Source organism: Thioalkalivibrio sp. ALE30 (assembly GCF_000377465.1).
Lineage (GTDB): Bacteria > Pseudomonadota > Gammaproteobacteria > Ectothiorhodospirales > Ectothiorhodospiraceae > Thioalkalivibrio.
In genome coordinates, this window is the sequence record NZ_KB898174.1 from 53,406 (window position 1) to 78,851 (window position 25,446).

Consider the following 25,446-nt stretch of genomic DNA (forward strand, 5'->3'; position numbering starts at 1 on the left):
TCTCCCGGCCCTAACCCGGCCCGACGCCGAGGTCGGACACCTCCGCCGCCAGCCCCTCGAACCCGAGCTGCGCGAGCTTGCGCTCGGCCAGGCGCACGGCCGCGTACAAGGCCTGCTCGGGGGGGGTGCCGGAGACCAGCGCATCGATCAGGCCGGCATTGAAGGCATCTCCCGCGCCCACGCTGTCCACCACCTGCAGTCCGGGCGTGGGTGCACAGTGGTGGATCGCGCCACGGGCAGCCAGCCAGGCCCCGGCGCTTCCGGCCGTCACGGTCAGGATGCGGTCGGGGAAGCGGCTCGCCATCTGCCGCAGCGCGTCCTCCGGTGTATCCGCCACGGTGGCGGCCCAGTCCCGCGAAAGCATCAGGACGTCGGCATACTCCAGGCAGGCCTCCAGGCCCGGGCGGGGCTTCTCCAGCTCCAGTGACACCGGCTGATCAAAGATATCCCCGCGCGCGTCCGCCAGGATCGCGGCCAGGGCTTCGGGGTTACGGCCCTCGAAGTGCAGCCAGTCGTATTCCGACCAGGGCACGCCGGAGACATCCGCTTCCTCCAGTTCGGGGAGATCGCGGTGGTGGACGATGGTACGGCTGCCGGTGGCCCGGGAACGCAGGATATGCGAGGTCGGCGTCGCTCCGGGCTTCCGCACGCAGTGCCGCACGTCCAGCCCGCGCGCCTGCAACTGCTCGACCAGGGCATCCCCGCCCGCGCCCCGGGCAATCACCGCGGCCAGTCCCGGGCGATGCCCGAACTGGGCCAGGATCGCCGCGGTATTGGTAGCGTTGCCGCCGGGCTGGGTCGTGCTGGCGAGCGCGCGGATCTCCGCGTCCTCGGCGGGAAATGCGGCGACGTCGAGGGTATGGTCGAGGGTCACAATGCCGGTGGCGAGGATGCGTGCCATGCGGGCTCCAGAGGTCCGGGGGCGCCATTCTGGCGGCTCGAGCCGACTACGTCATCTCCCGGGCCCGACCCGCATTCGTCATCGGGAAGCGCTCCTGCGACAATAAGCATTCCGTTTCTGGAGCTCCCCCGACGCGTATGGCCACGTTCCCCTCTCCCCAGTCCGCGGAAGCCGCGTTCTACGAAGCCTTTCAGGCGGGCGACCCGCAGGGCATGCGCGAGGTCTGGCACGACAGCGACGAGTGCGTCTGCATCCACCCCGGGGGCGAACGCCTGCAGGGCACGGACGTGATCCTGGAGAGCTGGGACGACATTCTGCCCGGCATGCGCGGCGTCGTGGTCCACCGCACCCAGGTGACGGCGATCCCGGGCGATGACCTCGTCCTGCACGTCCTGCGGGAAAACCTCTACGTCCACGGGGAGCGCCGAGGCGTGATGCTGGCGACCAACGGGTACCGCCAGGTGGGCGACAGCTGGCGCATGGTGCTCCACCACGCCAGCCCGGACCCGGAACCGGCCCCGGAATGGCCGACCGGGGGCATGCACTGATGGAGACCGATGCCGACCGCTGCGTCGAGGCGTACTACACCGCGTTCCGCGCCGCCGACATCGAGCAGATGATGCGCCTGTGGGCCGAACGCCCGGACATCGTCTGCATCCACCCGGGCAGCCCGCGCGCGCACCGCGGCGTGGCGGAGGTGATGGAGAGCTGGCTGCTGGTCTTCGCGCGCGAACTGAACATCGGTATCGAGCCAAAGATCGCGGGACGCCACGACAGCGGCGAAGTCATCAGCCTGGTCATCGAGGAGGCGATCACCCGCCCGGGCGACGTGGCGCCGACCGGGACCATCCTGATCAGCCAGACCTGGCGACGGGTGGATTCGCGCTGGCGGCTCCTGTTCCATCACGCCTCGCACGGCCGCCGCTCGCCCCCCTCCCAGGAAGGCATGTTCGTCCCCGACGGCGGCGGCAACACCCGCCACTAGCCGCCTGCACCACGCAGGCCCACGCGGAATTGAAGGTCAAGGGCGGTTGCACCACAGAGGGCACGAAGAACACGAACAAGGGCTGAATTCTTGGGCGGCCGGTACGGGGATGTCACGTCTGCCGGGGACGTTCACAACCACTGTGGTTCAAGGGTTCGAAAACCAAAGAATCGGGACGATCTCGTATCTTTGTGGGCTAAGTGGCACACAAATCCTTTCCCTTCTCTGTGTCCTCCGTGACCTCTGTGGTCAAAACGCTTTTGACCTACTTCGTGTCTTCGTGAGCTTCGTGGTCAATTCGATCCAGCGTCGGAGCGGGGTTGGCAGAGGTCGGGGCGCTGGACCTGGAGGGCCGAGCACACGCCTTTGACGGCGTCGCGCACACGGCGACCTTTGCCCTCCAGCGTCAGGCTGGCGATCTCCTGATAGAGCGGGTCTCGCGCCTCGAACAGCTCCTGCAGCCGCGCCTTCGGATCCGCCGCCTCCGCGATCAGCGGGCGCTTGCGGTTGCGCCGAGTGCGGCGGAACTGCTCCTCCACCGGGACGCGCAGGTAGATCACGAACTGGTCGCGCAGCAGCTCGCGATTCTCCGGGCGTTCCACGATCCCGCCACCCGTGGCGATCACGGCCCCCTCCTGTTCCAGCAGGGACTCCAGCATCGCCGTCTCGCGCTTGCGAAACCCCGCCTCGCCCTCGAACTCGAAGATGGTCGGGATATCCACACCGGTACGCCGCTGGATCTCCTGATCGGTGTCGAAGAAGGGACGCCGCAGCAGCCCGGCCAGGCCGCGCCCGATTGTGCTCTTGCCGGCCCCCATAGGGCCTACCAGTACGATGTTCTGCATGGGGGCAAGGCTACTGGCTGGGTCCGACAAAGAAAAGCCGGGGACTGGCCCCGGCTTTTCGGATCAACTCCCGGTGCCTTCGGCAGCCGGGGTATCACGCGGACTCAGTCGAGCACGCGCGGGGTCACGAAGATCAGCAATTCGGCCTTGGTGTTCTCCGTGGAGCGGTTGCGGAACAGGTTGCCGAGGAACGGGATGTCCCCGAAGAACGGCACTTTCTCCAGGTTGGTGCGGCTGTCGATCTCGTACACGCCGCCCAGCACCACGGTCTCGCCATTGCCGACAAAGACCTGGGTCTCCACCTCGCGCTTGTTGATCCCCGGCACGCCGAGGATAACGCGCTGGCTGGGCTCATCCTTCTTGACGTTGATGTCGAGGATCACGTTTCCGTTCGGTGTGATCTGCGGCGTCACCTCGGTGGAAAGCACCGCCTCGATGAACTGGGTGGACGTCGCCCCGGAGGCGGTCGCCTCCTGATAGGGGATCTCCTCACCCTGCTTGATCGTGGCGGTCTGGCCGTTGGCGGTGATGACACGCGGGCTGGAGATGATCTCGCCGCGACCCTCGACTTGCAGGGCCGACAGTTCGAGATCCAGCAAAATGCCGCTGCGCAGGATGCTGAGCCCGGCACTCCCGGCATTCCCGCCTGCAGGCAACGAACTGTTCAGGCGATCACCAATTGCAAGGCCGCCCATATTCCCGGGGCTGGTGCCAAGGGCACTGTCGGAGCCTTCCAGCGATCCGGACAGGCCCGCAGGCGTACGTCGTTCGCTCCCCCGAGTCGCGCTAATGCCAAATCGAGCGCCCAGTTCGCGGTTGAAGGTGTCTTCCGCAATCACAATGCGGGTCTCGATCAGGACCTGCTGGACCGGGACGTCCAGCGTCGAGACCAGACGACGCACGTCCTCGATCCGGCTCTGAGTGTCCTGCACCAGCAGGGTATTGGTACGCGTATCGATGGTGATGCTGCCACGCTCGGACAGGAACTGGCCGCCATCACCACCCCGGATCAGCGAGGCAATCTGTTCCGCCTGGGCGAAGTTGATCTGCACGAACTCGGTGCGCAGGGGCTCCAGCTCCTGGCGGTCACGCTGTGTCTCCATCTCCTGGCGCTCGCGCGCGGCGATCTCCTGGCTGGGGGCGACGTACAGGACGTTGCCGTCCATGCGCTTGTCGAGGCCGCGGGCGCGCAGAATGATGTCCAGCGCCTGGTCCCAGGGGACGTTGTTCAACCGCAGCGTGATGTTGCCCCCCACGGTATCGCTGACCACGATGTTCAGATCGGTGAAGTCCGCCAGCAGCTGCAGGACGGAGCGCACCTCGATGTCCTGGAAATTCAGCGACAGGCGTTCACCCTCGAATTCCTCTTCCTCACGCGCACGGGCCTGGCGCTCCGCCTCGGAGATCGGGGCGACCTCGAGGACAAACTGGCGGTCGCTCTGGTAGGACAGGATCTCGTATTCCCCGCGCGCCTCGACCTCCATACGCACGCGGTCACGTTCCGCGACGGTGTCGATCATATGCACCGGGGTGGCAAAGTCGACGACGTCGAGGCGGCGCTCGAGGGCTTCGTCGATCATCGCGCGGGGGAAGGTCATCTCGATGCGCCCCGCCTGCTCACGGACGTTGATCTCGGCGCCGGAGCGCGAGAGATCGACCTCGACGCGACCCTCGCCCTCGCTGCCGCGACGGAAGTCGATTCCGGTAATCTCGACCGGGCGCGCACTGCGGGTGACCGGGGTCGGTTCACCCGCGCGGTCCACGACCTGCTGGGTTCGGGCATCCGCCTCGGAGACCCCGCGACCCAGGGTCAGGATCAGGTTATTGCCCTCCACCCCGGTCTGGTACTCGGAGGCCTGGGTCAGATTGAGGACCACGCGCGTGCGGTTGCCCGCCTCTACGGAGCTTGCGCGCAGGATGGGCCCCACGTTCAGGTCGGTCTCGCGCTGTGGCAACGAGTTGCCCACGTTGGGCAGATCCAGCGCAATACGCGGCGGCGAATCAATCGCGAAGGCACGGATGTCGGAAGGCGGCGCTTCGGAGAAGCGCAGGTTCACCTGCACCCGGTCCCCGCTCAGGCTGCCGGCCCGGATCTCTTCCAGTTCGGTGGCAGCCACCCCCTGGGACACCATGAACAGCAGGCCGGCCACGACCGTCCCTGCGAAAGCGCGCATGGAAGAACCCATGTTGAATCCCCTGTTGGTTATGCCGACCTTGCGGCGAATGCTCGTCATCATGTTCTTCTCCCCCAACCGCTATTCGGTCAGCGCTACCGAATTCTCGCGTTCCACATGTCCCCCGAAGGCATCCGGCACCACCTCGATCAACCGGATCTGGGTGGGCGTGATTTCGACGATTTCGCCGTGGTTCTGTCCCATGTAGTTGCCTTCCGTTACCCGCTGGACCCCGCGGTCCGGGGTTCGGACCAGGGCATAGCGAACGCCATGCTGCTCCAGCGACCCGACCATACGCAGGGAATCCAGCGGGAAGCCCTCGAGGAACTCGCGCGGGCGATCGGGATCGACCTCGGCATCACCCGGCTGCCCCTCGGCCGCCGCCAGCTCCGGCTGCGCGATTACCGACGAGTCAAACGGCGACCGCGTATGTCCGGGATAGAGGTACGGTTCGTGCGGGTCCAGGGTCGGGATCGGCTCGATCCCGCTCCCAGGGCGCTCCTTTACCTCGGCGATATAGCGCTCGAGGTCGCGGTTATCCTGGGTGCAGCCGGAAAGCAGGAAGCCACCCGCCAGCACCAGGGCCAACCCGGGCCACACCACCTGCATGGAAGAATGCTTCATCAGTTCTCCTCCAGGTAGCGGTAGGTACGGGCGACCGCATCCATCAGCAGGTCATTGTCGGAATCACCGGGACGGATATGCATGTTGTGCATGGTCACCACCCGAGGCAGGGCCGACACCCCGCTGACGAACTCGGCAAGGTCCTCGTATCCACCGCGGACCCGCAGCCGGATCGGGACCTCGGCGTAGAAGTCACGGCGGTTCTCGCCGCGGGGCTCGAACAGCTCGATTTCCAGCCCCGCCTGCAATCCGGTCTGCGAGATGTCCACCAGCAGACTGGGGATCTCCGCGCTGCTGGGCAGCAGCTCGAGCAGGGAGGCGAACATGCGCTCCATCTCCTCGAGCTGGTCCTCGTAGGCCTGAAGGTTGGCAGCGCGCTGCTGTTTGTCCTCGAACTCGTCGCGCAGCTGCAGCTCACGGCTCTCCGCGCGCTCGAGATCCGTGCGCTGATCACCGATGAACAGGTAGTAGGACAGACCGAGGATGGCCAGGACAATCACGACCAGGATCAGGCCCTTGACGCCCCAGGAGGCCTCCCCGATGTTGTTGAAGTCGATCTGGTTGAGTTCCTTGAGATCCATCAGGAATCCCCCTCTTCGGCATCCGGCCGGGTCTGCGTGGCATCCAGACGGAAGTCACGCACCTGGAGACGGCCCTCTTCCCGGGTCTCGATGATCTGCAGGTTGGAACTGCCCAGCCAGGGCGACGCGTCGATCCGGCGCATCAGCGCGGAGATCCGCGTGTTGGACTCGGAACGCCCGACCAGCCGGACATTCTCGCCCTCCTGACGAACCTCGCTGAGGAATGTGCCATCGGGCAGCGTCTCGACCAGCTGGTCAAACAGGTGGACCGCCTCGGGACGGCGGGCCTGCAGGGTCTGGATCACTTCCATGCGGGCGATAAGCGCCTCGCGCTGCTCGTCCAGATCTCGGATCCGGGCAATCTGGCGGTCCAGCTCGCGGATCTCGCTCTCCAGCATCTGGTTGCGCGACTGCTGATGGTCAATCAGCGCGCCCATGAAGCTGTAGCCGGCGAAGGCCAGCAGGACGCCGACCACGGCGGCGCCGCCGGCCGCACCGAAGAACTGCTTGCGCCGTTGCTCGCGGGCCTTCTCGCGCCAGGGAAGGAGGTTGATGTAGATCATGACGCATACCCCCGCATGGCCAGGCCACAGGCGGTCATCAGCGCCGGGGCATCATTGGCGAAGCGTTCCTGGTTGACCCGCTTGGCCAGCGCCATGCCGCGGAACGGATTGGCGATGGAGACCGGCGTGCCGGCAGCCTCCTCCAGCAGTTCGTCCACACCCGGGATGGCCGCACACCCGCCGCCCAGGAGGATGTGGTCGATGGTGTCCTGCGGGCGCGTGACGTAGAAGTACTGCAGCAGCCGCTGGATCTGGTCGACCATGGTCTGCTTGAAGGGCTCGAGGATGGAGCTGCCGTAGTCGGCCGGCAGGTCACCGCTCATCTTGGCGGACCCGGCTTCCTGATAGTTCATGCTGTAGCGGCGCATAATCTCCTCGGTAAGCATGCGACCGCCGAAATTCTGCTCGCGGGTGTAGACCACGCCCTCGTCCTGGCTGACGACGTACACCGCGGTGACCGAGGAGCCGACGTCCACCACCGCCACGATAGGCTTGCTTTCGCGATCGGGGATCTGCTCCATCAGGCGCTCGGCGGTGTGCTCGATCGCGTAGGCCTCGACGTCCACCAGCTCGGGGGTCAGCTTGGCGGCCTCGGCAATGGCCACGCGCGAATCGACGTTCTCGCGGCGCGAGGCCACCACGAGGACATCCACCATCTGCGGGTTCTTCTCGTTCTTGCCCAGGACCTGGAAGTCCAGGTTGACCTCTTCGAGGGTGTAGGGGATGTACTGATCGGCCTCCACGAAGACCTGGCCTTCGAGTTCCGCATCGCCCAGCGCGGCCGACATTTGAATGGTCTTGGTGATGACAGCGGAAGAGGGGACGGCCATCGCACAATGCTTGAGTCGAGTCCCGGACCGCTTGACCGCCCGGGCCAGGGCATTGCCCACGGCCTCGGTGTCCTGACAGACCTTGTCGACCATCACCCCGTCCGGCAACGGCTCGACCGCGAAGGCCTCGACCCGGTACCCCTTACCCTGTCGCGCCAGCTCCAGCACCTTGACGGCTGCCGAGCTGATGTCCACGCCCAGGACCCCATGTTTGGATTTTCCGAGACTCAGCACACATCCCCCTGTATACCCCAACGAAAGTAACTGGTAGCGTTACAATCACGTATGCTAGCTCGTTCACAATATACACCGCGACTTCGAGGTTGCAAGTCGCATTGAATGCGACTTCTCACCTTGGCCTCACTTTTTTTGCTGTCATGAATCCGGTCTTGAAGATTATTTCGGCGCTGCTGGCCCTGATTCTGGCAGCCGGTATCGGCCTGTCCGTCGCCCTGGCGGCCCTGTACATCTACTATGCGCCCACCCTCCCCGAGGCGGACGCCGTGCGGGACGTACGCCTGCAGACACCCCTGCAGGTACGCAGTGCGGATGGACGCCTGATGGGCGAGTTCGCGGAAGAACGGCGCATCCCGGTGCCGATCGACGCCATCCCGCAGCAGGTTCGCGACGCCTTTATCGCAGCCGAGGACGAGCGCTTCTACGATCATCCCGGCGTGGACGTGATGGGCCTGGCCCGGGCCGCGCTGAACCTCGTCTCCACCGGCGGCCAGCGCACCCAGGGCGGCAGCACGATCACCATGCAGCTGGCGCGCAACATCTTTCTTACGCGCGACCGTACGTATGAACGCAAGCTCCGCGAGATCTTCCTGGCCATCCGTCTGGAACAGGAAATGTCCAAGGACGAGATCCTCGAGCTGTATCTGAACAAGATCTATCTGGGCCAGCGGGCCTACGGTATCGAGGCTGCCTCGCGGGTCTACTTCGGCCGGTCGCTGGAGGATCTGGAACTGGACGAGATCGCCACCCTCGCGGCCCTGCCCAAGGCCCCCTCCACGACCAACCCGGTCGCCAGCCCCGAACGCGCCGAGATCCGCCGCAACTATGTGCTGCGACGGATGTTGGAGACCGGCGCAATCGACGAGGCCGCCTTCGAAACGGCGGTGTCGCGCCCGGTCCTGTCGGAACGCCACACCGCCGCGACCGAAATCGACGCCCACTGGGTCGCGGAGATGGCACGCCAGATGGTTGTGAACCTGTGGGGTGACGAGGCCTATCGCCGCGGGCTCCAGGTGCACACCACGATTGATTCCCGCCAGCAGGAAGCGGCCAATCAGGCCCTCCGGGAAGGATTGCTGGAATATGACGAGCGTCACGGTTTTCGCGGTCCGGAGATGCGCATTCCGGAGGCCACCCTGGACGATTCCGATGCCCGCGAACGGGCACTGAAGGCCATCGGCATCCACGGACGCCTGCTTTTTCCCGCCGTGGTGCTGGGCCTGGACGAGGACGGGACCCTGCGGGTCGACGGTGGCCGCATCGGCGAGCAGACAATCCTGCCGGAGGACCGCGAATGGGCCGGATCGCCCGATTTCGCCCGCGGCGACGTCATCCGCATCCGCCCCTACACCGACGGGCGCTGGCGCCTGGCGCAGAAGCCGGAGGTTACCGGGGCCGTGATCGCGCAGGCCCCGGAGGACGGTGCCATCACAGCCCTGGCCGGCGGGTTCGATTTCTTCGAAAACCGCTACGACCGGACGACCCAGGCCCAGCGCCAGCCCGGCTCGGCCTTCAAGCCACTGGTGTACGCCCTCGCCCTGCGCGAGGGCTACCGCCCCGAAGGGACCGTCATCGACGCCCCGATGGTCTTCAACGACCCAGCGCTCGGGGCGGAATGGCGACCCCAGAACTACACCCGGCGCTTCCATGGCGAAACCACCCTGCGCGAGGCACTGGCCAACTCCCGCAACCTCGCGTCTATCCGGCTGCTGGACCGCCTGGGTACCGGGAACGTCCATCAGGAACTGACCCGCTTCGGCCTGGACCTGGAAACCCAGCCAAACAACCTGTCCATGGTCCTGGGCACGGGAACTCTGACCCCGCTGCAGCTCAACAACGCCTATGGGGTATTCGCCAGCGGCGGCCGCCTGAACAGCCCCTGGATCATCACCCGCATCGAGACCGTGGATGGCGAGGTGCTCTACGAGGCCCCCACCGAACGCGCCTGCCCGGCCCCCTGCTCCAGCCCCAAGGGGCAGGACCTGCCGCTGGTCGCGAGCAGCGGGCCCCTGCAGTACACCGACCCCACTCCGGTCCTGCAGCCCGGGGTCGCCTGGCAGATGGGCGAGATGCTGCGCGGCGTCATCACCTCGGGCACGGGCCGGCGCGCCCTGGAGCTCGGGCGCTCCGACCTGGCCGGCAAGACCGGCACCACCAACGATTACCGCGACGCATGGTTCGCCGGGTTCAACGCGGACCTGGTCGCGACCGCCTGGATCGGGTTTGACGACAATCGCGAACTGGGCCGGCGCGAGAGCGGCGGACGTGCGGCACTGCCGATCTGGACGCGCTTCATGGGGAGCGTTCTGGCGGATGAGCCGGAACGCCCGCTGGAGCGCCCCGACGACCTCGTGCGCGTCGCCATCCTGCCGAATGGCCAGCGCGCGCCCAGTGACGACACGCCGGGCGCGCGCAACCAGTGGCTACTGCCCCATCAGATCCCGGAGCGCGGCCACGTGATCCCGGGGAGCAACGGCGACAGCGGCAGTCAGCAACCCGAACTGGTGTTTTGATGGGCACCCCTTCGCGTATCCGCCAGGAACTGGCGCAGGAGGCCGCGCGCATCATGCTGGACGACGGCATCCGCGACTTTGCGCTCGCCAAGCGCAAGGCCGCCGAGCACCTGGGAGTGGACAACCGTCACGAGATGCCCGGCAATCTGGAGATCCAGGATGCCGCCATCGAGCGCAGCCGGCTGTTCGCCAGCCCGGCCAGCCGCGCTGCCTATCGGGAACGACTGGCGGCGGCCCTGATCGTGATGGAGCGCCTGCGCCATCTCGAGCCGCGCCTGGTCGGCCCCCTGCTCCAGGGCCTGGTCGAATCCCAGCCCCTGCTCAATCTGCATGGTTTTGCCGAGACCGTGGAGGAGGTGATCCTGGAACTGGGTGAACGGGGTATCCAGTGCGAGACCGGGGAACGCCGCTATCGCAGCCGTCAGGGCCGCGAGCAGCGCATTCCCTTCCTCGCCTTTCACGGCCCCGACGACACCGACGTGGAACTGACGGTCTTCCCGCTGGACGGGTTGCGCCAGTCGCCCCCCTCCCCGGTGGACGGGCGACCGATGCCCCGGGCCACGCGCGCGGAGGTAGAAAGGCTGCTGGCAGAGGCCGACGCCGAAGAAGCGCCGGCACCGGCGGACTGAGCGGGGCCTCAAGAGCAGGCGCCGCCAGCGCAAAGCGCGGTTCGTGGAATGTCCCGGCGGCCCGTCCGGGCCGCGGCGAGCCGGATGCCGCTATCGGCGGTAGTTCGTGACCGTATCCACCATCGCGGCAACGCGCTCGGGGTCGATCCCCGGGTGGACGCCATGACCCAGGTTGAAGACGTGGCCGGTATCGCGATCGAAGCCGTCCAGCACCCGCCGCGTCTCCTCGCGCACCACGGCCTCCGGCGCGTAGAGCACCGACGGGTCCAGATTGCCCTGCAACGCGACACGGTCACCGACCCGCCGGCTGGCCTCGCCGATCTCGATGGTCCAGTCCAGGCCCAGGGCATCCGCCCCGGTATCGGCCATCGTCTCCAGCCAGGCCCCGCCGCCCTTGGTGAACAGCGTCACCGGCACACGGCGACCGTCGTTCTCGCGGATCAGGCCATCGACGATGCGCTGCATGTAGGCCAGCGAAAACTCGCGATAAGCGCGCGGGGTCAGGGAACCGCCCCAGGTGTCGAAGATCATCACCGACTGGGCGCCGGCGCGGATCTGGGCGTTGAGGTAGTCGGTGACCGCGGTGGCCACCTTCTGCAGCAGGGCGTGCATCGCCTGCGGCTCGCCGTACATCAGACGCTTGGTCTCGGCGAAGTCGCGCGAGCCCTGGCCCTCGACCATATAGGTCGCCAGGGTCCACGGGCTGCCGGCGAAGCCGATCAGCGGCACCTGGCCGTCCAGTTCGCGGCGGATCAGGCGCACCGCATCCATCACGTAGCGCAGTTCCTGCTCCGGGTCGGGCACCGGGAGGTTCTCGATCGCCTCCAGCGTGCGGACCGGCTCGCGGAATCGCGGGCCCTCGCCGGTCTCGAAGTACAGCCCCAGCCCCATCGCATCCGGAATGGTCAGGATGTCGGAAAACAGGATCGCGGCGTCCAGCGGGAACCGGCGCAGCGGCTGCATGGTGACTTCGCAGGCCAGCTCCGGGTTCTGGCAAAGGCTCATGAAGCTGCCGGCCTGCGCGCGGGTCTCGCGGTATTCCGGCAGATAGCGCCCGGCCTGGCGCATGATCCAGATCGGCGGACGGTCCACCGGCTCGCGCAACTGGGCCCGCAGGAGACGATCGTTTTTCAGGCTATTGGACATCGAAAGGCTCAGACGCCGAGGTATTCGAGGATGCCTTCGGCGGCCTCGCGGCCCTCGAAGACGGCGGTGACCACCAGGTCGGAGCCGCGCACCATGTCGCCGCCGGCAAACACCTTCGGGTTGCCGGTCTGGAAGGCATGCTCGCCCGCGGTCTGCACGCGCCCGCCCTCGTCGATACCGATCTTGTAGTCGGCAAACCAGTCCGAGGGCGACGGACGAAAGCCGAAGGCGATCAGCACCCGGTCGGCCGGGATCACGTGCTCCGAGCCGGGGACCGGTTCGGGACGGCGGCGGCCGCGTTCGTCCGGGGCACCCATCTGGGTGCGCACGACCTTCACGCCCTCTACCTTGCCGTCGCCGACGATCTCCACCGGCTGCACGTTGAATTCGAAGTGCACACCCTCTTCGCGCGCATGCACCACTTCCTTGCGCGAGCCGGGCATGTTCTCTTCGTCGCGCCGGTAGGCGCAGGTCACCGAGGCGGCGCCCTGGCGAATCGAGGTGCGGTTGCAGTCCATCGCGGTATCGCCGCCGCCCAGCACGACCACGCGCTGCCCGGCCATGTCGATGAACTCGCCGCCCTCTTCCTGCGGCCAGTTCATCACCTGGCGGATGTTGGAGATCAGGAACGGCAGGGCCGGATACACGCCCGGCAGGTCCTCGCCAGGAAAGCCGCCCTGCATCGCCGTGTAGGTGCCCATGCCGAGGAACACGGCATCGTATTCCTCCAGCAGGGCGTCCATCGCGATGTCGCGGCCGATCTCGGTATTCAGCCGGAACTCGACCCCCATGCCCTCGAGGATCTCACGGCGGGTGCGGATGACGTGCTTTTCCAGCTTGAACGGCGGGATGCCGAAGGTCAGCAGGCCACCGATTTCCGGATAGCGATCGAACACCACCGCCTGCACGCCGTTACGGGCCAGGATATCGGCGCAGCCCAGCCCCGCGGGGCCGGCGCCAATCACCGCGACCCGCTTGCCGGTCGCGGTGACGTCGGAGAGATCCGGGCGCCAGCCGGCCTTCAATGCCTCGTCTGTGATGTACTTCTCGACCGAGCCGATAGTGACCGCGCCGAAGCCGTCATTCAGGGTGCAGGCGCCCTCGCAAAGACGGTCCTGCGGGCACACGCGGCCGCAGACCTCGGGCAGGGAGTTGGTCTTGTGCGAGAGCTCGGCCGCGGCAAACAGGTTGCCCTCTTCCACCAGTTTCAGCCAGTTCGGGATGAAGTTGTGGACCGGGCATTTCCATTCGCAATAGGGATTGCCGCAAGCCAGACAGCGGCCCGCCTGCTGCCCCGCGGTCGCCGGGTCGAACTGACCAATGATCTCGCCGAACTCGTGGATACGAATCTCGGCAGGGGTCTTCTGAGGGTCCTGGCGCGGCAGGTCCAGGAACTGCATCGGATTGGAAGCCATGGATCACTCGCTCCGACGGGAACCGGCGGCATGACGCCACGGGGTTCAACCGTTCATGCGTTCAGGAATGGTTCGTTTCGCTCAAACGAGCGTAACGGTCAAGAATGCCCCAGTGCGGACCGGACCTTCTGGCTCACCTGACCCATGTCGGCACGACCGAAGACCCGGGGCTTGAGTACGCCCATCACCTTGCCCATGTCGCCGGGGGCCGCGGCGCCGGTCTCGGCGATCGCCTCCTGCACCAGCTGATCGAGGGCCGCCGCATCCAGCGGCTCCGGCATGTATTCCTCGATGATGGCGATCTCGGCGGCCTCGCGCGCGGCGAGATCCTCGCGACCACCCTTCTGGTACTGATCGATGGAGTCGCGCCGCTGCTTGAGCATGCGATTGAGGATTGCCAGAACGGTGTCGTCGTCGGCCTCGCGCCGCTCGTCGACCTCGAACTGCGACACCTCGGCCTGAATCATGCGCAATGCCGCCAGGCGGTCCTTCTCCCGGGCCCGCATGGCCTGCTTCACGTCATCCTGCAACCGGGCCTTGAGCGACATGGTCGGGTCCTCGGGTCCGGGCAGCTACCCGGACAGGGGTTCAGTACAGGCGCACCCGGCGGGTCATGTCGCGGGAGTTCTTCTTCAACTGGCGCTTCACCGCGGCCGCGGCCTTGCGCTTGCGTTCGGTGGTCGGCTTTTCGTAGTACTCGCGGCGGCGGACTTCCGCGACCACGCCGGCCTTCTCGCAGGTGCGCTTGAAACGGCGCAGGGCGACCTCGAAGGGCTCATTCTCACGAACTCGTACGTGCGGCATACAATCTCCGAAACGGATGCTGGATCTTTTCGATCAAAAACAACAAAACCGGCCGCCAACACTCCGGGCGACCATGCAGAACTCCCTATGGTAATCCAACCCGCACCAATTGCAAAAGTCCGTGAAGCGATCCGCAGCACGGCACATGCCCGGCTTACGCCATCATCGGCCCGCACGCTATGATGGCGCACATGGAAAGCCTCAATGTCGAACTGGGCGAGCGCGCCTACCCGATCCACATCGGGCCGGGCATGCTGGCCGCCCCGGAACACCTGCGCCCGGCGCTGGCGGGCCGGCGCGTCGCGGTGGTGACCAACACCACCGTGGCCCCCCTGTACGGCGACGCCCTGCGACGCAGCCTCGCGGCCTGCGACCTTGACGGCGAGCCGTTGTGGATCGAACTGCCCGACGGCGAACAGCACAAGACGCTGGCCACGGTGGAAAGCATCCTGACCCGGCTGCTGGAGGCTCGCCTGGACCGGGGCAGCCGGATTGTCGCCCTCGGCGGCGGCGTGGTCGGCGACATCGCCGGGTTTGCCGCCGCCATCTATCAGCGCGGCATCGACTTTGTGCAGGTGCCGACCACCCTGCTCGCCCAGGTCGATTCCTCCGTGGGCGGCAAGACCGGGGTCAACCACCCGCTGGGCAAGAACATGATCGGCGCCTTCCACCAGCCGCGCGCGGTCGTGATCGACACCGACACCCTGAAGACCCTGCCCCGGCGCGAGCTGCAGGCCGGCCTGGCCGAGGTCATCAAGTACGGCCTGATCCGCGACGCCGACTTCTTCGCCTGGCTGGAGGAGCACATCGACGCCCTCGGCGCGCTGGATCCGGAGGCGCTGGCCCACGCCATTCGCCGTTCCTGCGCCTGCAAGGCCGAGATCGTCGCCGCCGACGAGCGCGAGGGCGGCATCCGCGCCCTGCTGAACCTGGGCCATACCTTCGGCCACGCGATCGAGGCCGGCATGGGCTATGGCGCCTGGCTGCACGGGGAGGCCGTCGGCACCGGCATGGCCATGGCCGCACGCATGTCGGAGCGCATGGGCTGGCTGGACCGCGCCGGCCGCGAACGCGCGGAGGCCCTGATCCGACGCGCCGGCCTGGCCCTGGAGCCCCCGGCCGAGGTCACCCCGGAGCGCTTCCGCGAATTGATGGCCATCGACAAGAAGGTCGCCAGTGGCCGCCTGCGGCTGGTCCTGCTGCGCGGCATTGGCGAGGCCGTGCTGACCGACGCATTCGATCCGGCGGCCCTGGACCATACCCTGCGCGAGCATGCCCGTGTCGCCTGAGGCCATGACCACGCCCGGCAGCCTCACACTGGGACTGGCACCCTGGGCCTGCGATCCCGCGCACTCGCGCGGGCGCGCCCAGGCGGAGCCCGCCCCCCGCCACCGCAGCGACTTCCAGCGCGATCGCGATCGCATCGTGCACTCCAGCGCCTTTCGCCGCCTGGAGTACAAGACCCAGGTCTTCATCAGCCACGAGGGCGACCTGTTCCGCAACCGTCTGACCCACTCGCTGGAGGTCGCGCAGATCGGGCGCTCGATCGCGCGCGCCCTGCAACTCAACGAGGACCTGGTCGAAGCCATCGCCCTGGCGCATGACCTCGGCCACACGCCGTTCGGGCACGCCGGGCAGCACGCCCTGAATGCCTGCATGCGCGAGCACGGCGGCTTCGAGCACAACCTGCAGTCCCTGCGCATCGTCGATCTGCTGGAGCGCCACTACGCCGAGTTCGACGGCCTCAACCTGACCTTCGAGACGCGCGAGGGCATCCTCAAGCACTGCTCGCCCGAAAAGGCCCGCCAGCTGGGCGAGGTCGGGGTGCGCTTCCTGCAGAAGGAACAGCCGAGCCTGGAGGCCCAGCTCGCCAACGTGGCCGACGAGATCGCCTACAACAATCACGACGTCGACGACGGCCTTCGCTCGGGTCTGCTCACCATGGACCGCCTCGCCGAGGTCACCCTGTTCCGCGACTGCCGCGAGAAGGTCCAGGCCCGCTATCCGGATCTGGATCCACGGCGAACCCAGCACGAGACCGTGCGCCGCATGATCGACACCCTGGTCAGCGACCTGATCGGGAGCAGCCAGGCGGCCATCGACCGCCACCGCCCGCAGTCCGCCGATGACGTCCGCCGCGCCGGGGAGGCCCTGATCCGCTTCAGCCCGGAGGTGGCCGAGCAGGCGCGTGAACTCAAGGGCTTCCTGCGCGAGAACCTCTACCATCACCATCAGGTCCACGGGGTCATGCACAAGGCACGTCAACTGATCCACGATCTGTTCGCCGCGTTCGAGTCCGAGCCCCGCCTGATGCCCGAGAACTACCAGCGCCACGCGGACGCAATCGCCGCGCATGATCCGCACGCCCTGCAACGCGCCATCGCCGACTACATCGCCGGCATGACCGACCGCCACGCCATCCGCGAACACCACCGCCTGTTCGACCTGGGCACGCTGACCTGAGACCGAATCCGATGGCGCTTTCCGAACAATGCCTGGAACAACTCGGCCTGCACGCGCCGCCGTTTGACGACGCCCCCGACGAGACCTTCATCTACAGCGATCCGCTGCTGGACGGCCAGCTGGAATCGGCACGGGCTGCCCTGAACGGCCCCGGGGCGGTCGTCCTGATGACCGGGGAGAACGGCTCCGGACGCAGCCTGCAGCTGATGCGGCTGCTGGCCATGCTGCCCGACCCGTTCGAGCTGATTGCCTTCCGCGCGCGGATCAATACCCAGTTCGAATCGGTGGACAACACCATTCGCAACTACCTGCGCTCGCAGAACGCGGACGACCCCGACCGCCCCCTGACCGAACTGCTGGCCGACCGCGTCGACGACGGCGTCGACCCGGTCATTGCCATGGACGACGCCCACCTGGTGGGCACCGACATCGTCAACAATCTGATGCGCATGCGCAGCGAGGTCCTCGCCAAGCACGGCCGCGCCCCGCGCATCATCCTGGTGGGGTCCGGCGGCCTGCTGCGCCGCCGCCTGTACCTGCCCGACCCCTCCGACGAGGATCAGGTCACCCGGGTCAGCCTGCGCGCCTTCAACCTGGAACAGACCGCGGCCTACCTGCGCCACCGCCTGCAGGCGGCGGGCCTGACCGACCCCGACCGCCTGCTGGACGCGGACGCCATTGCCCACCTGCAGACCACCAGCCAGGGCCTGCCGGGCAACCTCAACCGCGAGGCCAACAGCTTCCTCGAACGCCAGTGCCGCAGCGAGCGCCGGGCCAGCGCCGCGGCGACCACCGGCAGCGCCGCGCCCGGCGTGGCCGCAGGGGACGCCGCCGAGGTCGATACCCCCGACCCGGAACCGGACACAGAAGAACCGGCCTTTCACGCCGCTCGCAGGGAGCCCGAGCCGACCCCCGAGCCCGCCCCGGACCCGGAACCGAGCCTCCGGGCGGGCCGCGACGACGAGGACTTCACGCCCGCGGCCGAAGCCCTGTCCACCTCCACCGCCGAGCCTCCCGCCCCGGAGAGCTCCGCGAGCGAGCCGGGCAGCATTGCGGCCGACGACCGTATCCCCGAGCCCCCGGCACCGGAAAACGCCGCGTTCTGGAACCAGCGCTGGTTCGTACCCGCCGTCGCCATCACCGTGGCACTGGGGATCGCCGCACCGGTCGCCTGGCAACTGCTGGAGGGCGAGCCCGCGCCCGCCGACAGCGAGATCATCGAGCTACCCCTGCCCGAACCGCGCGTCACCGAGGCCGAGCCCGAACCCAGGCCCGAGCCGGCGCCCGCGCACGATGACGAGATCGCCGTGGCCGACCCGCTGGATCTGCCCCCGCCGGCCGCGGCCGAACCGTCCGCGCCCGGGACCGACTCCCCGGAACCGGCCGCAGAAGCACCCGAACCCGAACCTGAACCCACCGCAGAAGCCGGTGACGCAGAACCCGCTCCGGAGCCGGAGCCAGCACCCGAGCCGGAGCCAACCCCCGAGCCCGCACCGGAACCGGCGCCAGAGCCGGAACCGGAACCCGAGCCGGAACCCGCCGCCGAAGCACCGGCCGTGGACGACGCCGACGCCGCGCGTCTGGCCAGTGACCGCGACTGGCTGAACAACCAGGACGGCAGCGCCACGACCATCCAGCTGCTGGCCGCGCCGAACATGGAGGCCGCACGCGCATACGCGGACCAGCACGATCTGGGTGCCATCCGCTACATCCCGACCCGGGTCAACAACCGCGACTTCGTGGTCATCCTGGCCGGAGTCTTCTCCGACCGGGCGGCCGCCCAGCGCGCCGCCGAGGACCTGCCGGCCGCAGTGCGCAACGACGAGCCCTGGATCCGCTCCATCGGCTCGGTCCAGAACGCCGTCCGGGATTAAGCTGCACCCACCACAAGGTGCCCAAAGAGAACCTGAAAAGCATTAACAGGAAGATGGGAAGACGGGAAGGAAAAGACGATTCCGACCAAAAACATTCCAGTCAGTACCTTCCAGTCTTCCCATCTTCCTGTGAACCGCCTTCGACCTGATTGGTGGCTCCGTGGTGAACTACCCTGCCGGACTTTAACCTGCGCGGGTGTCGTGTCTTTTTGACCGGGCCCGGTTTGCCGGGAGAATGGCGGTTCGCTATATTCCTGCGCCTTTTTTCGTGTTCTTGTTCCCAGGGACGGCCCTGACCCACGTACCGCGCCCGCGCAAGGCCCTGCGCGCTGCGACCGGAGTTCACCGATGCGACAGAACCAACTGAACGGCACCCTCTACCGCCCCGAATTCGAGCGCGACAACTGCGGCTTCGGCCTCATTGCGCACATGGACGGCGTCGCCAGCCACTGGGTGGTGGACACGGCAATCAAGGCACTGGAACGCATGACCCACCGCGGCGCGATCGCCGCGGACGGCAAGACCGGCGATGGTTGCGGGCTGCTGATGAAGGCCCCCGAGGCCTTCCTGCGCACCCTGGCCTCGGAGTCGAACATCGAGCTGGCCGAGCGCTTCGCCGCCGGTATCGTGTTCATCAACCCGGAAAAGATCGCCGAGACGCGTGCCGCCGTGGAGAACGCGATCGAGCGCGGCCCGCTTACGCTTGCCGGCTGGCGCGAGGTCCCGGTCAACCCGGAAGACGCCTGTGGCGCCGAGGCCCTGAAGAGCCAGCCGCACATCCTGCAGGTGTTCATCAACGCCCCGGCCGACATGGACGGCGATGACTTCGAGCGCGCCCTGTTTGTGGTACGCCGCCGCGCCGAGATCGCGATGGGCGACGACCCGGTGTTCTACGTGCCGAGTCTGTCCGCGCGCGTGGTCTCCTACAAGGGCCTGGTGATGCCGGAAAACCTGCCGGTGTTCTACCGCGACCTGCAGCGCCCGGAGCTGGAGACCTCGATCTGCGTGTTCCACCAGCGCTTCTCCACCAACACCTTCCCGCAGTGGGGCCTGGCGCAGCCGTTCCGCTTCCTCGCCCACAACGGCGAGATCAACACCGTGCAGGGCAACCGCAACTGGGCGGTCGCGCGCCAGCACAAGTTCGCCACCGAAAAGCTGCCGGAGCTGGCCGAACTGGAGCCGTTGGTCAATCTGGAAGGCTCCGACTCGCAGAGCCTGGACAACATGCTGGAAGTCCTGCTCGCGGGCGGCATGGACCTGTTCCGTGCGATGCGCCTGCTGGTCCCGCCGGCGTGGCAGAACGTCGCGCACATGGACTCCGACCTGCGCGCCTTCTACGAATACAACTCCATGCACATGGAGCCCTGGGACGGTCCGGCCGGGATCGTGCTGACCGACGGCCGCTACGCCGCCTGCACCCTGGACCGCAACGGCCTGCGCCCGGCGCGCTACGTGATCACCAAGGACCGCCACATCACCCTGGCCTCGGAGATCGGCGTCTACGACTACGCCCCCGAGGACGTGGTCACCAAGGGCCGCCTGAAGCCCGGGCAGATGCTCGCGGTGGACACCGAGTCCGGCGAGTTGCTGCAGCCCGAGGACATCGACCGCATCAACCGCACCCGCCAGCCCTACCGCCAATGGCTGCGCGCGCACGTGAAGCACCTGAAGAGCCAGCTGGACGACAACCAGCTGTTCTCCGGCGAGCCGATGCCCCCCGAACGCCTCGAGACCTACGAGAAGCTGTTCGACGTCACCTTCGAGGAGCGTGACCAGATCCTGCGCGTGTTGGCCGAGGCCGGCCAGGAGGCCGTGGGCTCGATGGGCGACGACACCCCGTTCGCGGTGCTGTCGCAGCACACCCGCTCGCTGTACGACTACTTCCGCCAGCAGTTCGCCCAGGTCACCAACCCGGCGATCGACCCGCTGCGCGAGAGCATCGTGATGTCGCTGGAGACCTGCTTCGGCCGCGAGCAGAACCTGTTCGAGGAGACCCCGGACCACGCCCATCGCCTGGTATCCGACTCCCCGGTGCTGTCCGAGGCCAAGTTCCGCGAACTGTGCAACCAGACCGAAGACGCCTTCCGCGTCGAGCGCATGGACCTCAACTACGACGTCCACTCCGGTTCGCTGGAAGACGCCGTCAAGGCCCTGACTGAAAACGCGGTACAGGCCGTTCGCAACGGTGCCGTCGTATTGGTGCTGTCCGACCGCGGCATTGACCCGGAACGCCGCCCGATCCCGGCCGCGCTGGCCGTCGGCGCGGTGCACCACGCGCTGATCCGCGCCAAGCTGCGCACCGACGCCAACATCGTCGCCGAGACCGCGACCGTGCGCGACCCGCACCACTTCGCCGTGCTGCTGGGCTATGGCGCCACCGCGATCTACCCCTACCTGGCCTACTCCGCACTGCACGGCATGTGCCAGTCCGGCGAGATCCCGAATGCCGACCCGCTGACCCTGGCGCAGAACTACCGCCGCGGCATCAACAAGGGCCTGTTCAAGATCCTGTCCAAGATGGGCATTTCGACCATCGCCAGCTACCGCGGGGCGCAGCTGTTCGAGATTGTCGGCCTGGCCGACGAGATCGTGGACACCTGTTTCACGGGTACCACCAGCCGCATCCAGGGCACCCGCTTCGCCGACATCGAGACGGACCTGGAAACGCTTTCGAAGCGTGCCTGGAACCCGCGCAAGAGCGCCGGCCAGGGCGGCCTGCTTAAGTACGTCCACGGTGGCGAGTACCACGCCTACAACCCGGACGTGATCCAGACCCTGCACCGCGCCGTGCAGTCCGGCGACTACGGCGTGTACAAGGAATATGCAGACCTGGTGAACGAACGCCCGGTGACCGTGCTGCGCGACCTGCTGAAGGTCCGCGACGACATCGAGCCGATCGCGCTGGACGAGGTCGAGCCCGAGGCCGAGATCCTGCCGCGCTTCGACTCCGCTGGCATGAGCCTGGGCGCGCTGTCGCCGGAGGCCCACGAGGCCCTGGCCACCGCGATGAACCGCCTCGGCGGGCGCTCCAACTCCGGCGAGGGCGGCGAGGCCGTCTCCCGCTACGGCACCGAGCGCATGTCCAAGATCAAGCAGGTGGCCTCCGGCCGCTTCGGCGTGACCCCGCACTACCTGGTCAACGCCGAGGTGCTGCAGATCAAGGTTGCCCAGGGCGCGAAGCCCGGCGAGGGCGGCCAGCTGCCGGGCCACAAGGTCAACAAGATGATCGCGGAGCTGCGCTACTCGAATCCGGGCGTGGCCCTGATCTCGCCGCCGCCGCACCACGACATTTACTCCATCGAGGACTTGGCGCAGCTGATCTTCGACCTCAAGCAGGTCAATCCGGATGCGCTGGTCTCGGTGAAGCTGGTCTCCGAGGCCGGGGTTGGCACGATCGCCGCCGGCGTGGCCAAGGCCTACGCCGACCTGATCACCATCTCCGGTTACGACGGCGGCACCGGAGCCAGCCCGCTGACCTCGGTCAAGTACGCCGGCACCCCGTGGGAACTGGGCCTGACCGAGACCCACGCGACCCTGCGCGGCAACGACCTGCGCGACAAGGTGCGGCTGCAGACCGACGGCGGCCTGAAGACCGGCCTCGACGTGATCAAGGCGGCGATCCTGGGTGCGGAGAGCTTCGGCTTCGGCACCGGCCCAATGGTCGCGCTGGGCTGCAAGTACCTGCGGATCTGCCACCTGAACAACTGCGCAACGGGTGTCGCCACGCAGGACAAGGTGCTGCGCATGAACCACTTCATCGGCCTGCCCGAGATGGTCATGCACTACTTCCAGTTTGTCGCCCGCGAGACCCGCGAGTGGATGGCGAAGCTGGGCGTGCGCAGCCTGACGGATCTGATCGGCCGTACCGATCTGCTGGAGATCCTGCCGGGCGAGACGCCGAAGCAGCAGCACCTGGACCTGAACGGCCTGCTGGCCAGCGGCGACCTCGCCGACAAGCCGCGCTTCTGCAAGGAGCCGAAGAACGAGCCGTTCGACAAGGGCGAGCTGGCCGAGAAGATGGTCGCCGAGATGCTCGAGGCGATCGAGAACAAGGCCGGTGGCGAGTACCGTTTCGACGTCGCCAATACCGACCGCTCGATCGGCGCGCGCCTGTCCGGCGAGATCGCCAAGCGCCACGGCAACCAGGGCATGTCCGATGCCCCGATCACCGTGCGTATGAAGGGCACGGCCGGGCAGAGCTTCGGCGTCTGGAACGCCGGCGGCCTGCACCTGTACCTGGAAGGCGATGCCAACGACTACGTCGGCAAGGGCATGACCGGCGGCAAGCTGGTGATCCGCCCGCCGGAAGGCTCGGGCTTCGCCAGCCAGGACACCACCATCATGGGCAACACCTGCCTGTATGGCGCGACCGGCGGCAAGCTGTTCGCCGCCGGCCAGTGCGGCGAACGCTTCGGGGTGCGCAACTCCGGCGCGATCGCCGTGGTGGAAGGCATCGGCGACCACGGCTGCGAGTACATGACCGGCGGCGTGATGGTGGTGCTGGGCAACACCGGCATCAACTTCGGCGCGGGCATGACCGGCGGCTTCGCGTTCGTGCTGGACCGGGAGAACGACTTCCCGGACCGCATCAACAACGAGCTGATCGACCTGCACCGCCTCGACACCGAGGACATGGAGGCGCACCGCAACTATCTCGAGGAACTCATCACCGAGTTCGTGCACGAGACGGACAGCGCCTGGGGCCGCGAGATCCTGGAACGTTTCGACGACTACCAGGGCTCGTTCTGGCTGGTGAAGCCCAAGGCCTCCGAACTCCGGGGCCTGCTGGCCAACCTGCGCCAGGCCGCCTGACCCGCCACCCGGCGGAACTTTGAAACGGGCCCCTCACGGGGCCCGTTTTGTTTGCAGTGCCGAAAAACCGTCATTGCGAGCGCAGCGAAGCAATCTCCAGAAACTGCCACCGGGACACAGCACCAAGCGATTGCTTCGTCGCCCAAGGCTCCTCGCAATGACGTGTTGCGGCCCAACGCTGGGCTATCATGCGAACCTGACGACGAGCACACCCCCGAGGAATAGCCGGCGACACCATGGCAGGTCTCATCCCACAGGCATTCATCGACGAGCTCCTCGAACGCAGCGACATCGTCGAGGTGATCCAGCGCCGCGTGAGCCTGAAGAAGGCCGGGCGCGAGTTCGCCGCCTGCTGTCCGTTCCACGGCGAGAAGACGCCGTCGTTCTATGTCTCGCCGCAAAAACAGTTCTATCACTGCTTCGGCTGCGGGGCGCACGGCACGGCCATCAGCTTCCTGATGGAGTACGAGAACCTGAGCTTCCCCGAGGCGGTGGAGCAGCTGGCCGAACAGGCCGGACTGGAGGTCCCGCGCGAGGCCGGAGGGGACGACAAACGCGAGGCCCACGCCCCGCTGTACGAGGCCCTCAACGCGGCCGCCGACTACTACGTGCAGCAGCTGCGCCAGACGCCGAAGGCAGTCGAATACCTGAAAAACCGTGGCATCGACGGCACCACGGCCCGCGACTACCAGATCGGCTGGGCCCCGCCCTCGGGCCTGCTTGAGGCCCTCAAGCCCCGCTTCACCCCGCAGCAACTGGTGGATGCCGGGCTGGCCGCGCGCCGCGACGACGGCGGCATCCGCGAGCGCTTCCGCGGGCGCATCATGTTCCCGATCCGCGACCGGCGCGGGCGCATTACCGGCTTCGGCGGGCGCCTGATTGAAGACGGCGAGCCGAAGTACCTGAACAGCCCGGAGAGCGAGGTCTTCCACAAGGGACAGACCATCTACGGCCTGTTCGAGGCTCGCAAGGCCGGCACCCGGCTGGATGACATCGTGGTGGTCGAGGGCTATATGGACGTGGTCGGACTGGCCCGCGCCGGTTTTCGCCGAGCGGTGGCCTGCATGGGCACCGCCCTGACCCGCGCCCACCTGGACAGCCTGTTCCGCCAGGTCTCGCGCATCACCCTGTGCTTCGACGGCGACGCCGCCGGGCGCCGCGCGGCCTGGCGCTCACTGGCCGAGGCCCTGCCCGCGATCCAGGGCCTGCGCGAGGTGCGCGTGTTGTTTCTGCCAGAGGGGGACGACCCCGACAGCCTGGTGCGGCGTGACGGCCTCGCCGGCTGGGAGGAACGGCTGGCCGGTGCCCTGCCCCTGTCCGAGACGCTGGTCCGGCTGCTGCGCGAGGAGCACCCGACCGACACCGCCGAAGGCCGCACCCGCTTCGCGCATGCCGCGATGAAGCTGGTCGCCACCACGCGCGATCCCCTGTTCCGCGACCAGTTGGTCGAACGCATCGCCGAGGAGACCCATCTGAGCCACGAGCGCCTGGAACAGGTCTTGTCCGAGCAGCCTCCCGAACCCGCCCGCGCGACGGCCTCGGGTTCGGGGGGCGATCTTCCGGCCAACCCCACCGCCAGCCGGGCACCCGGCGGCGAAAGCCCGCCGGCCCTGTGGGGCGCCCTGCTGGCGCGTGTCCTGCAACACCCGGAACTCGACTGGTCGCAACCGGAGATCCGCCAGCTCGTCGAACTGCCCGGCGTGGCCGCGGCCACCCTGCGCGAGCTCCTCGCCGCCCTGGACGAAAACCCCGAACGGCATACCGCCGGGCTGCTGGAACGCTTCCGCGAGGAACGCCACTTCCAGCGCCTGATGGCCCTGGCCCACCAGGCCCTGGACGACGGCGAGGTGGCCGTCACCCGGCAGACGGCGCTGGACTGCGCCCGCCAGCTCCTGCGCCAGCACTACCGTTCGCGAATTCGTGAACTGACTCGCCCCGGCACCGAGCTGGGGACGGAACAACGCGCCGAGCTCGCCCGTCTTACCGGGCAGCTGCAGCGATTCGACCGGCCGCAATAGCCAGCCCGGGCCTTGAAGCGGACGCAATTGCC

Annotated in this window: 20 protein-coding genes; 9 read left to right on the forward strand and 11 right to left on the reverse strand. The window is 67.5% G+C overall.

What is annotated here, in order from left to right; all coding sequences use genetic code 11:
- Positions 1 to 10: 10 nt before the first annotated feature.
- The gene (locus D107_RS0110555) at positions 11 to 901 is read right to left on the reverse strand and encodes a PfkB family carbohydrate kinase (protein ID WP_018881415.1); all 891 of its coding nucleotides are present in this window, start codon (positions 899 to 901) and stop codon (positions 11 to 13) included.
- Between the two features lie 137 nt (positions 902 to 1,038).
- Between D107_RS0110555 and D107_RS0110560 the strand changes: the two genes are divergently transcribed.
- Both D107_RS0110560 and D107_RS0110565 read left to right on the forward strand, forming a co-directional pair.
- Positions 1,039 to 1,449: a nuclear transport factor 2 family protein gene (locus D107_RS0110560; RefSeq protein ID WP_018865593.1), complete on the forward strand. Its 411-nt coding sequence runs from the start codon at positions 1,039 to 1,041 to the stop codon at positions 1,447 to 1,449.
- On the forward strand, positions 1,425 to 1,886 hold the full coding sequence (locus D107_RS0110565; RefSeq protein WP_018876521.1) for a nuclear transport factor 2 family protein: 462 nt from the start codon (positions 1,425 to 1,427) through the stop codon (positions 1,884 to 1,886). Before D107_RS0110560 ends, D107_RS0110565 begins: the two co-directional genes overlap by 25 nt.
- Before the next feature lie 293 nt (positions 1,887 to 2,179).
- Here D107_RS0110565 and D107_RS0110570 read toward each other — a convergent pair whose 3' ends face one another.
- From D107_RS0110570 to D107_RS0110595, 6 genes are all read right to left on the reverse strand, one after another.
- Positions 2,180 to 2,731, reverse strand: a complete 552-nt coding sequence (locus tag D107_RS0110570) for a shikimate kinase (RefSeq protein WP_026280452.1) — start codon at positions 2,729 to 2,731, stop codon at positions 2,180 to 2,182.
- 104 nt (positions 2,732 to 2,835) lie between these two features.
- Entirely contained in the window at positions 2,836 to 4,968 is a 2,133-nt protein-coding gene (gene pilQ / locus D107_RS0110575) for a type IV pilus secretin PilQ (protein ID WP_196799935.1), read from the reverse strand.
- Between the two features lie 18 nt (positions 4,969 to 4,986).
- Positions 4,987 to 5,529, reverse strand: a complete 543-nt coding sequence (locus D107_RS0110580) for a pilus assembly protein PilP (RefSeq protein ID WP_018865589.1) — start codon at positions 5,527 to 5,529, stop codon at positions 4,987 to 4,989.
- Positions 5,529 to 6,110 carry a type 4a pilus biogenesis protein PilO gene (locus D107_RS0110585; protein ID WP_018865588.1) on the reverse strand — a complete coding sequence of 194 codons (582 nt, stop codon included), beginning with the start codon at positions 6,108 to 6,110 and terminating at the stop codon, positions 5,529 to 5,531. Before D107_RS0110585 ends, D107_RS0110580 begins: the two co-directional genes overlap by 1 nt.
- Positions 6,110 to 6,673, reverse strand: a complete 564-nt coding sequence (locus tag D107_RS0110590; protein ID WP_018865587.1) for a PilN domain-containing protein — start codon at positions 6,671 to 6,673, stop codon at positions 6,110 to 6,112. Before D107_RS0110590 ends, D107_RS0110585 begins: the two co-directional genes overlap by 1 nt.
- A complete protein-coding gene (locus tag D107_RS0110595; protein ID WP_018876524.1) occupies positions 6,670 to 7,737 on the reverse strand; it encodes a pilus assembly protein PilM in 1,068 nt (355 codons plus the stop codon). Before D107_RS0110595 ends, D107_RS0110590 begins: the two co-directional genes overlap by 4 nt.
- Before the next feature lie 143 nt (positions 7,738 to 7,880).
- Between D107_RS0110595 and D107_RS0110600 the strand changes: the two genes are divergently transcribed.
- Both D107_RS0110600 and D107_RS0110605 read left to right on the forward strand, forming a co-directional pair.
- A complete protein-coding gene (locus tag D107_RS0110600) occupies positions 7,881 to 10,253 on the forward strand; it encodes a penicillin-binding protein 1A (RefSeq protein WP_026280794.1) in 2,373 nt (790 codons plus the stop codon).
- Positions 10,253 to 10,882 (forward strand): hypothetical protein, encoded by a 630-nt coding sequence (locus D107_RS0110605; protein WP_018881418.1) that lies wholly within the window; start codon positions 10,253 to 10,255, stop codon positions 10,880 to 10,882. The genes D107_RS0110600 and D107_RS0110605 overlap by 1 nt, the downstream gene beginning before the upstream one ends.
- A gap of 90 nt (positions 10,883 to 10,972) precedes the next feature.
- On the opposite strand, the gene hemE is transcribed toward D107_RS0110605, so the two are convergent.
- From hemE to rpsU, 4 genes are all read right to left on the reverse strand, one after another.
- A complete protein-coding gene (gene hemE, locus D107_RS0110610; protein ID WP_018876526.1) occupies positions 10,973 to 12,028 on the reverse strand; it encodes a uroporphyrinogen decarboxylase in 1,056 nt (351 codons plus the stop codon).
- A gap of 8 nt (positions 12,029 to 12,036) precedes the next feature.
- Positions 12,037 to 13,443, reverse strand: a complete 1,407-nt coding sequence (locus D107_RS0110615; RefSeq protein ID WP_018865582.1) for an FAD-dependent oxidoreductase — start codon at positions 13,441 to 13,443, stop codon at positions 12,037 to 12,039.
- Positions 13,444 to 13,541: 98 nt separating this feature from the next.
- The gene (locus D107_RS0110620; protein WP_018881419.1) at positions 13,542 to 13,991 is read right to left on the reverse strand and encodes a GatB/YqeY domain-containing protein; all 450 of its coding nucleotides are present in this window, start codon (positions 13,989 to 13,991) and stop codon (positions 13,542 to 13,544) included.
- 40 nt (positions 13,992 to 14,031) lie between these two features.
- Positions 14,032 to 14,247 (reverse strand): 30S ribosomal protein S21, encoded by a 216-nt coding sequence (rpsU, locus tag D107_RS0110625; RefSeq protein WP_012981683.1) that lies wholly within the window; start codon positions 14,245 to 14,247, stop codon positions 14,032 to 14,034.
- Positions 14,248 to 14,426: 179 nt separating this feature from the next.
- Between rpsU and aroB the strand changes: the two genes are divergently transcribed.
- From aroB to dnaG, 5 genes are all read left to right on the forward strand, one after another.
- Complete coding sequence (gene aroB / locus D107_RS0110630; protein ID WP_018881420.1) at positions 14,427 to 15,536, forward strand: 3-dehydroquinate synthase; 1,110 nt, start codon at positions 14,427 to 14,429, stop codon at positions 15,534 to 15,536.
- A gap of 4 nt (positions 15,537 to 15,540) precedes the next feature.
- On the forward strand, positions 15,541 to 16,710 hold the full coding sequence (locus D107_RS0110635; RefSeq protein ID WP_018876529.1) for a deoxyguanosinetriphosphate triphosphohydrolase: 1,170 nt from the start codon (positions 15,541 to 15,543) through the stop codon (positions 16,708 to 16,710).
- Positions 16,711 to 16,721: 11 nt separating this feature from the next.
- On the forward strand, positions 16,722 to 18,584 hold the full coding sequence (locus tag D107_RS0110640; protein ID WP_026280795.1) for an SPOR domain-containing protein: 1,863 nt from the start codon (positions 16,722 to 16,724) through the stop codon (positions 18,582 to 18,584).
- A 348-nt stretch (positions 18,585 to 18,932) separates the two neighbouring features.
- On the forward strand, positions 18,933 to 23,396 hold the full coding sequence (gene gltB, locus D107_RS0110645; protein WP_018881421.1) for a glutamate synthase large subunit: 4,464 nt from the start codon (positions 18,933 to 18,935) through the stop codon (positions 23,394 to 23,396).
- Positions 23,397 to 23,632: 236 nt separating this feature from the next.
- On the forward strand, positions 23,633 to 25,414 hold the full coding sequence (gene dnaG / locus D107_RS0110650; RefSeq protein WP_018881422.1) for a DNA primase: 1,782 nt from the start codon (positions 23,633 to 23,635) through the stop codon (positions 25,412 to 25,414).
- Positions 25,415 to 25,446 lie beyond the last annotated feature (32 nt).

Coding starts and splice junctions, on each gene's coding strand:
- D107_RS0110555 (WP_018881415.1), bottom strand. CDS start 901: ATGGCACGCATCCTCGCCACCGGCATTGTGACCCTCGACCATACCCTC.
- D107_RS0110560 (WP_018865593.1), top strand. CDS start 1,039: ATGGCCACGTTCCCCTCTCCCCAGTCCGCGGAAGCCGCGTTCTACGAA.
- D107_RS0110565 (WP_018876521.1), top strand. CDS start 1,425: ATGGCCGACCGGGGGCATGCACTGATGGAGACCGATGCCGACCGCTGC.
- D107_RS0110570 (WP_026280452.1), bottom strand. CDS start 2,731: ATGCAGAACATCGTACTGGTAGGCCCTATGGGGGCCGGCAAGAGCACA.
- pilQ (WP_196799935.1), bottom strand. CDS start 4,968: ATGATGACGAGCATTCGCCGCAAGGTCGGCATAACCAACAGGGGATTC.
- D107_RS0110580 (WP_018865589.1), bottom strand. CDS start 5,529: ATGAAGCATTCTTCCATGCAGGTGGTGTGGCCCGGGTTGGCCCTGGTG.
- D107_RS0110585 (WP_018865588.1), bottom strand. CDS start 6,110: ATGGATCTCAAGGAACTCAACCAGATCGACTTCAACAACATCGGGGAG.
- D107_RS0110590 (WP_018865587.1), bottom strand. CDS start 6,673: ATGATCTACATCAACCTCCTTCCCTGGCGCGAGAAGGCCCGCGAGCAA.
- D107_RS0110600 (WP_026280794.1), top strand. CDS start 7,881: ATGAATCCGGTCTTGAAGATTATTTCGGCGCTGCTGGCCCTGATTCTG.
- D107_RS0110605 (WP_018881418.1), top strand. CDS start 10,253: ATGGGCACCCCTTCGCGTATCCGCCAGGAACTGGCGCAGGAGGCCGCG.
- hemE (WP_018876526.1), bottom strand. CDS start 12,028: ATGTCCAATAGCCTGAAAAACGATCGTCTCCTGCGGGCCCAGTTGCGC.
- D107_RS0110615 (WP_018865582.1), bottom strand. CDS start 13,443: ATGGCTTCCAATCCGATGCAGTTCCTGGACCTGCCGCGCCAGGACCCT.
- D107_RS0110620 (WP_018881419.1), bottom strand. CDS start 13,991: ATGTCGCTCAAGGCCCGGTTGCAGGATGACGTGAAGCAGGCCATGCGG.
- rpsU (WP_012981683.1), bottom strand. CDS start 14,247: ATGCCGCACGTACGAGTTCGTGAGAATGAGCCCTTCGAGGTCGCCCTG.
- aroB (WP_018881420.1), top strand. CDS start 14,427: ATGATGGCGCACATGGAAAGCCTCAATGTCGAACTGGGCGAGCGCGCC.
- D107_RS0110635 (WP_018876529.1), top strand. CDS start 15,541: ATGACCACGCCCGGCAGCCTCACACTGGGACTGGCACCCTGGGCCTGC.
- D107_RS0110640 (WP_026280795.1), top strand. CDS start 16,722: ATGGCGCTTTCCGAACAATGCCTGGAACAACTCGGCCTGCACGCGCCG.
- gltB (WP_018881421.1), top strand. CDS start 18,933: ATGCGACAGAACCAACTGAACGGCACCCTCTACCGCCCCGAATTCGAG.
- dnaG (WP_018881422.1), top strand. CDS start 23,633: ATGGCAGGTCTCATCCCACAGGCATTCATCGACGAGCTCCTCGAACGC.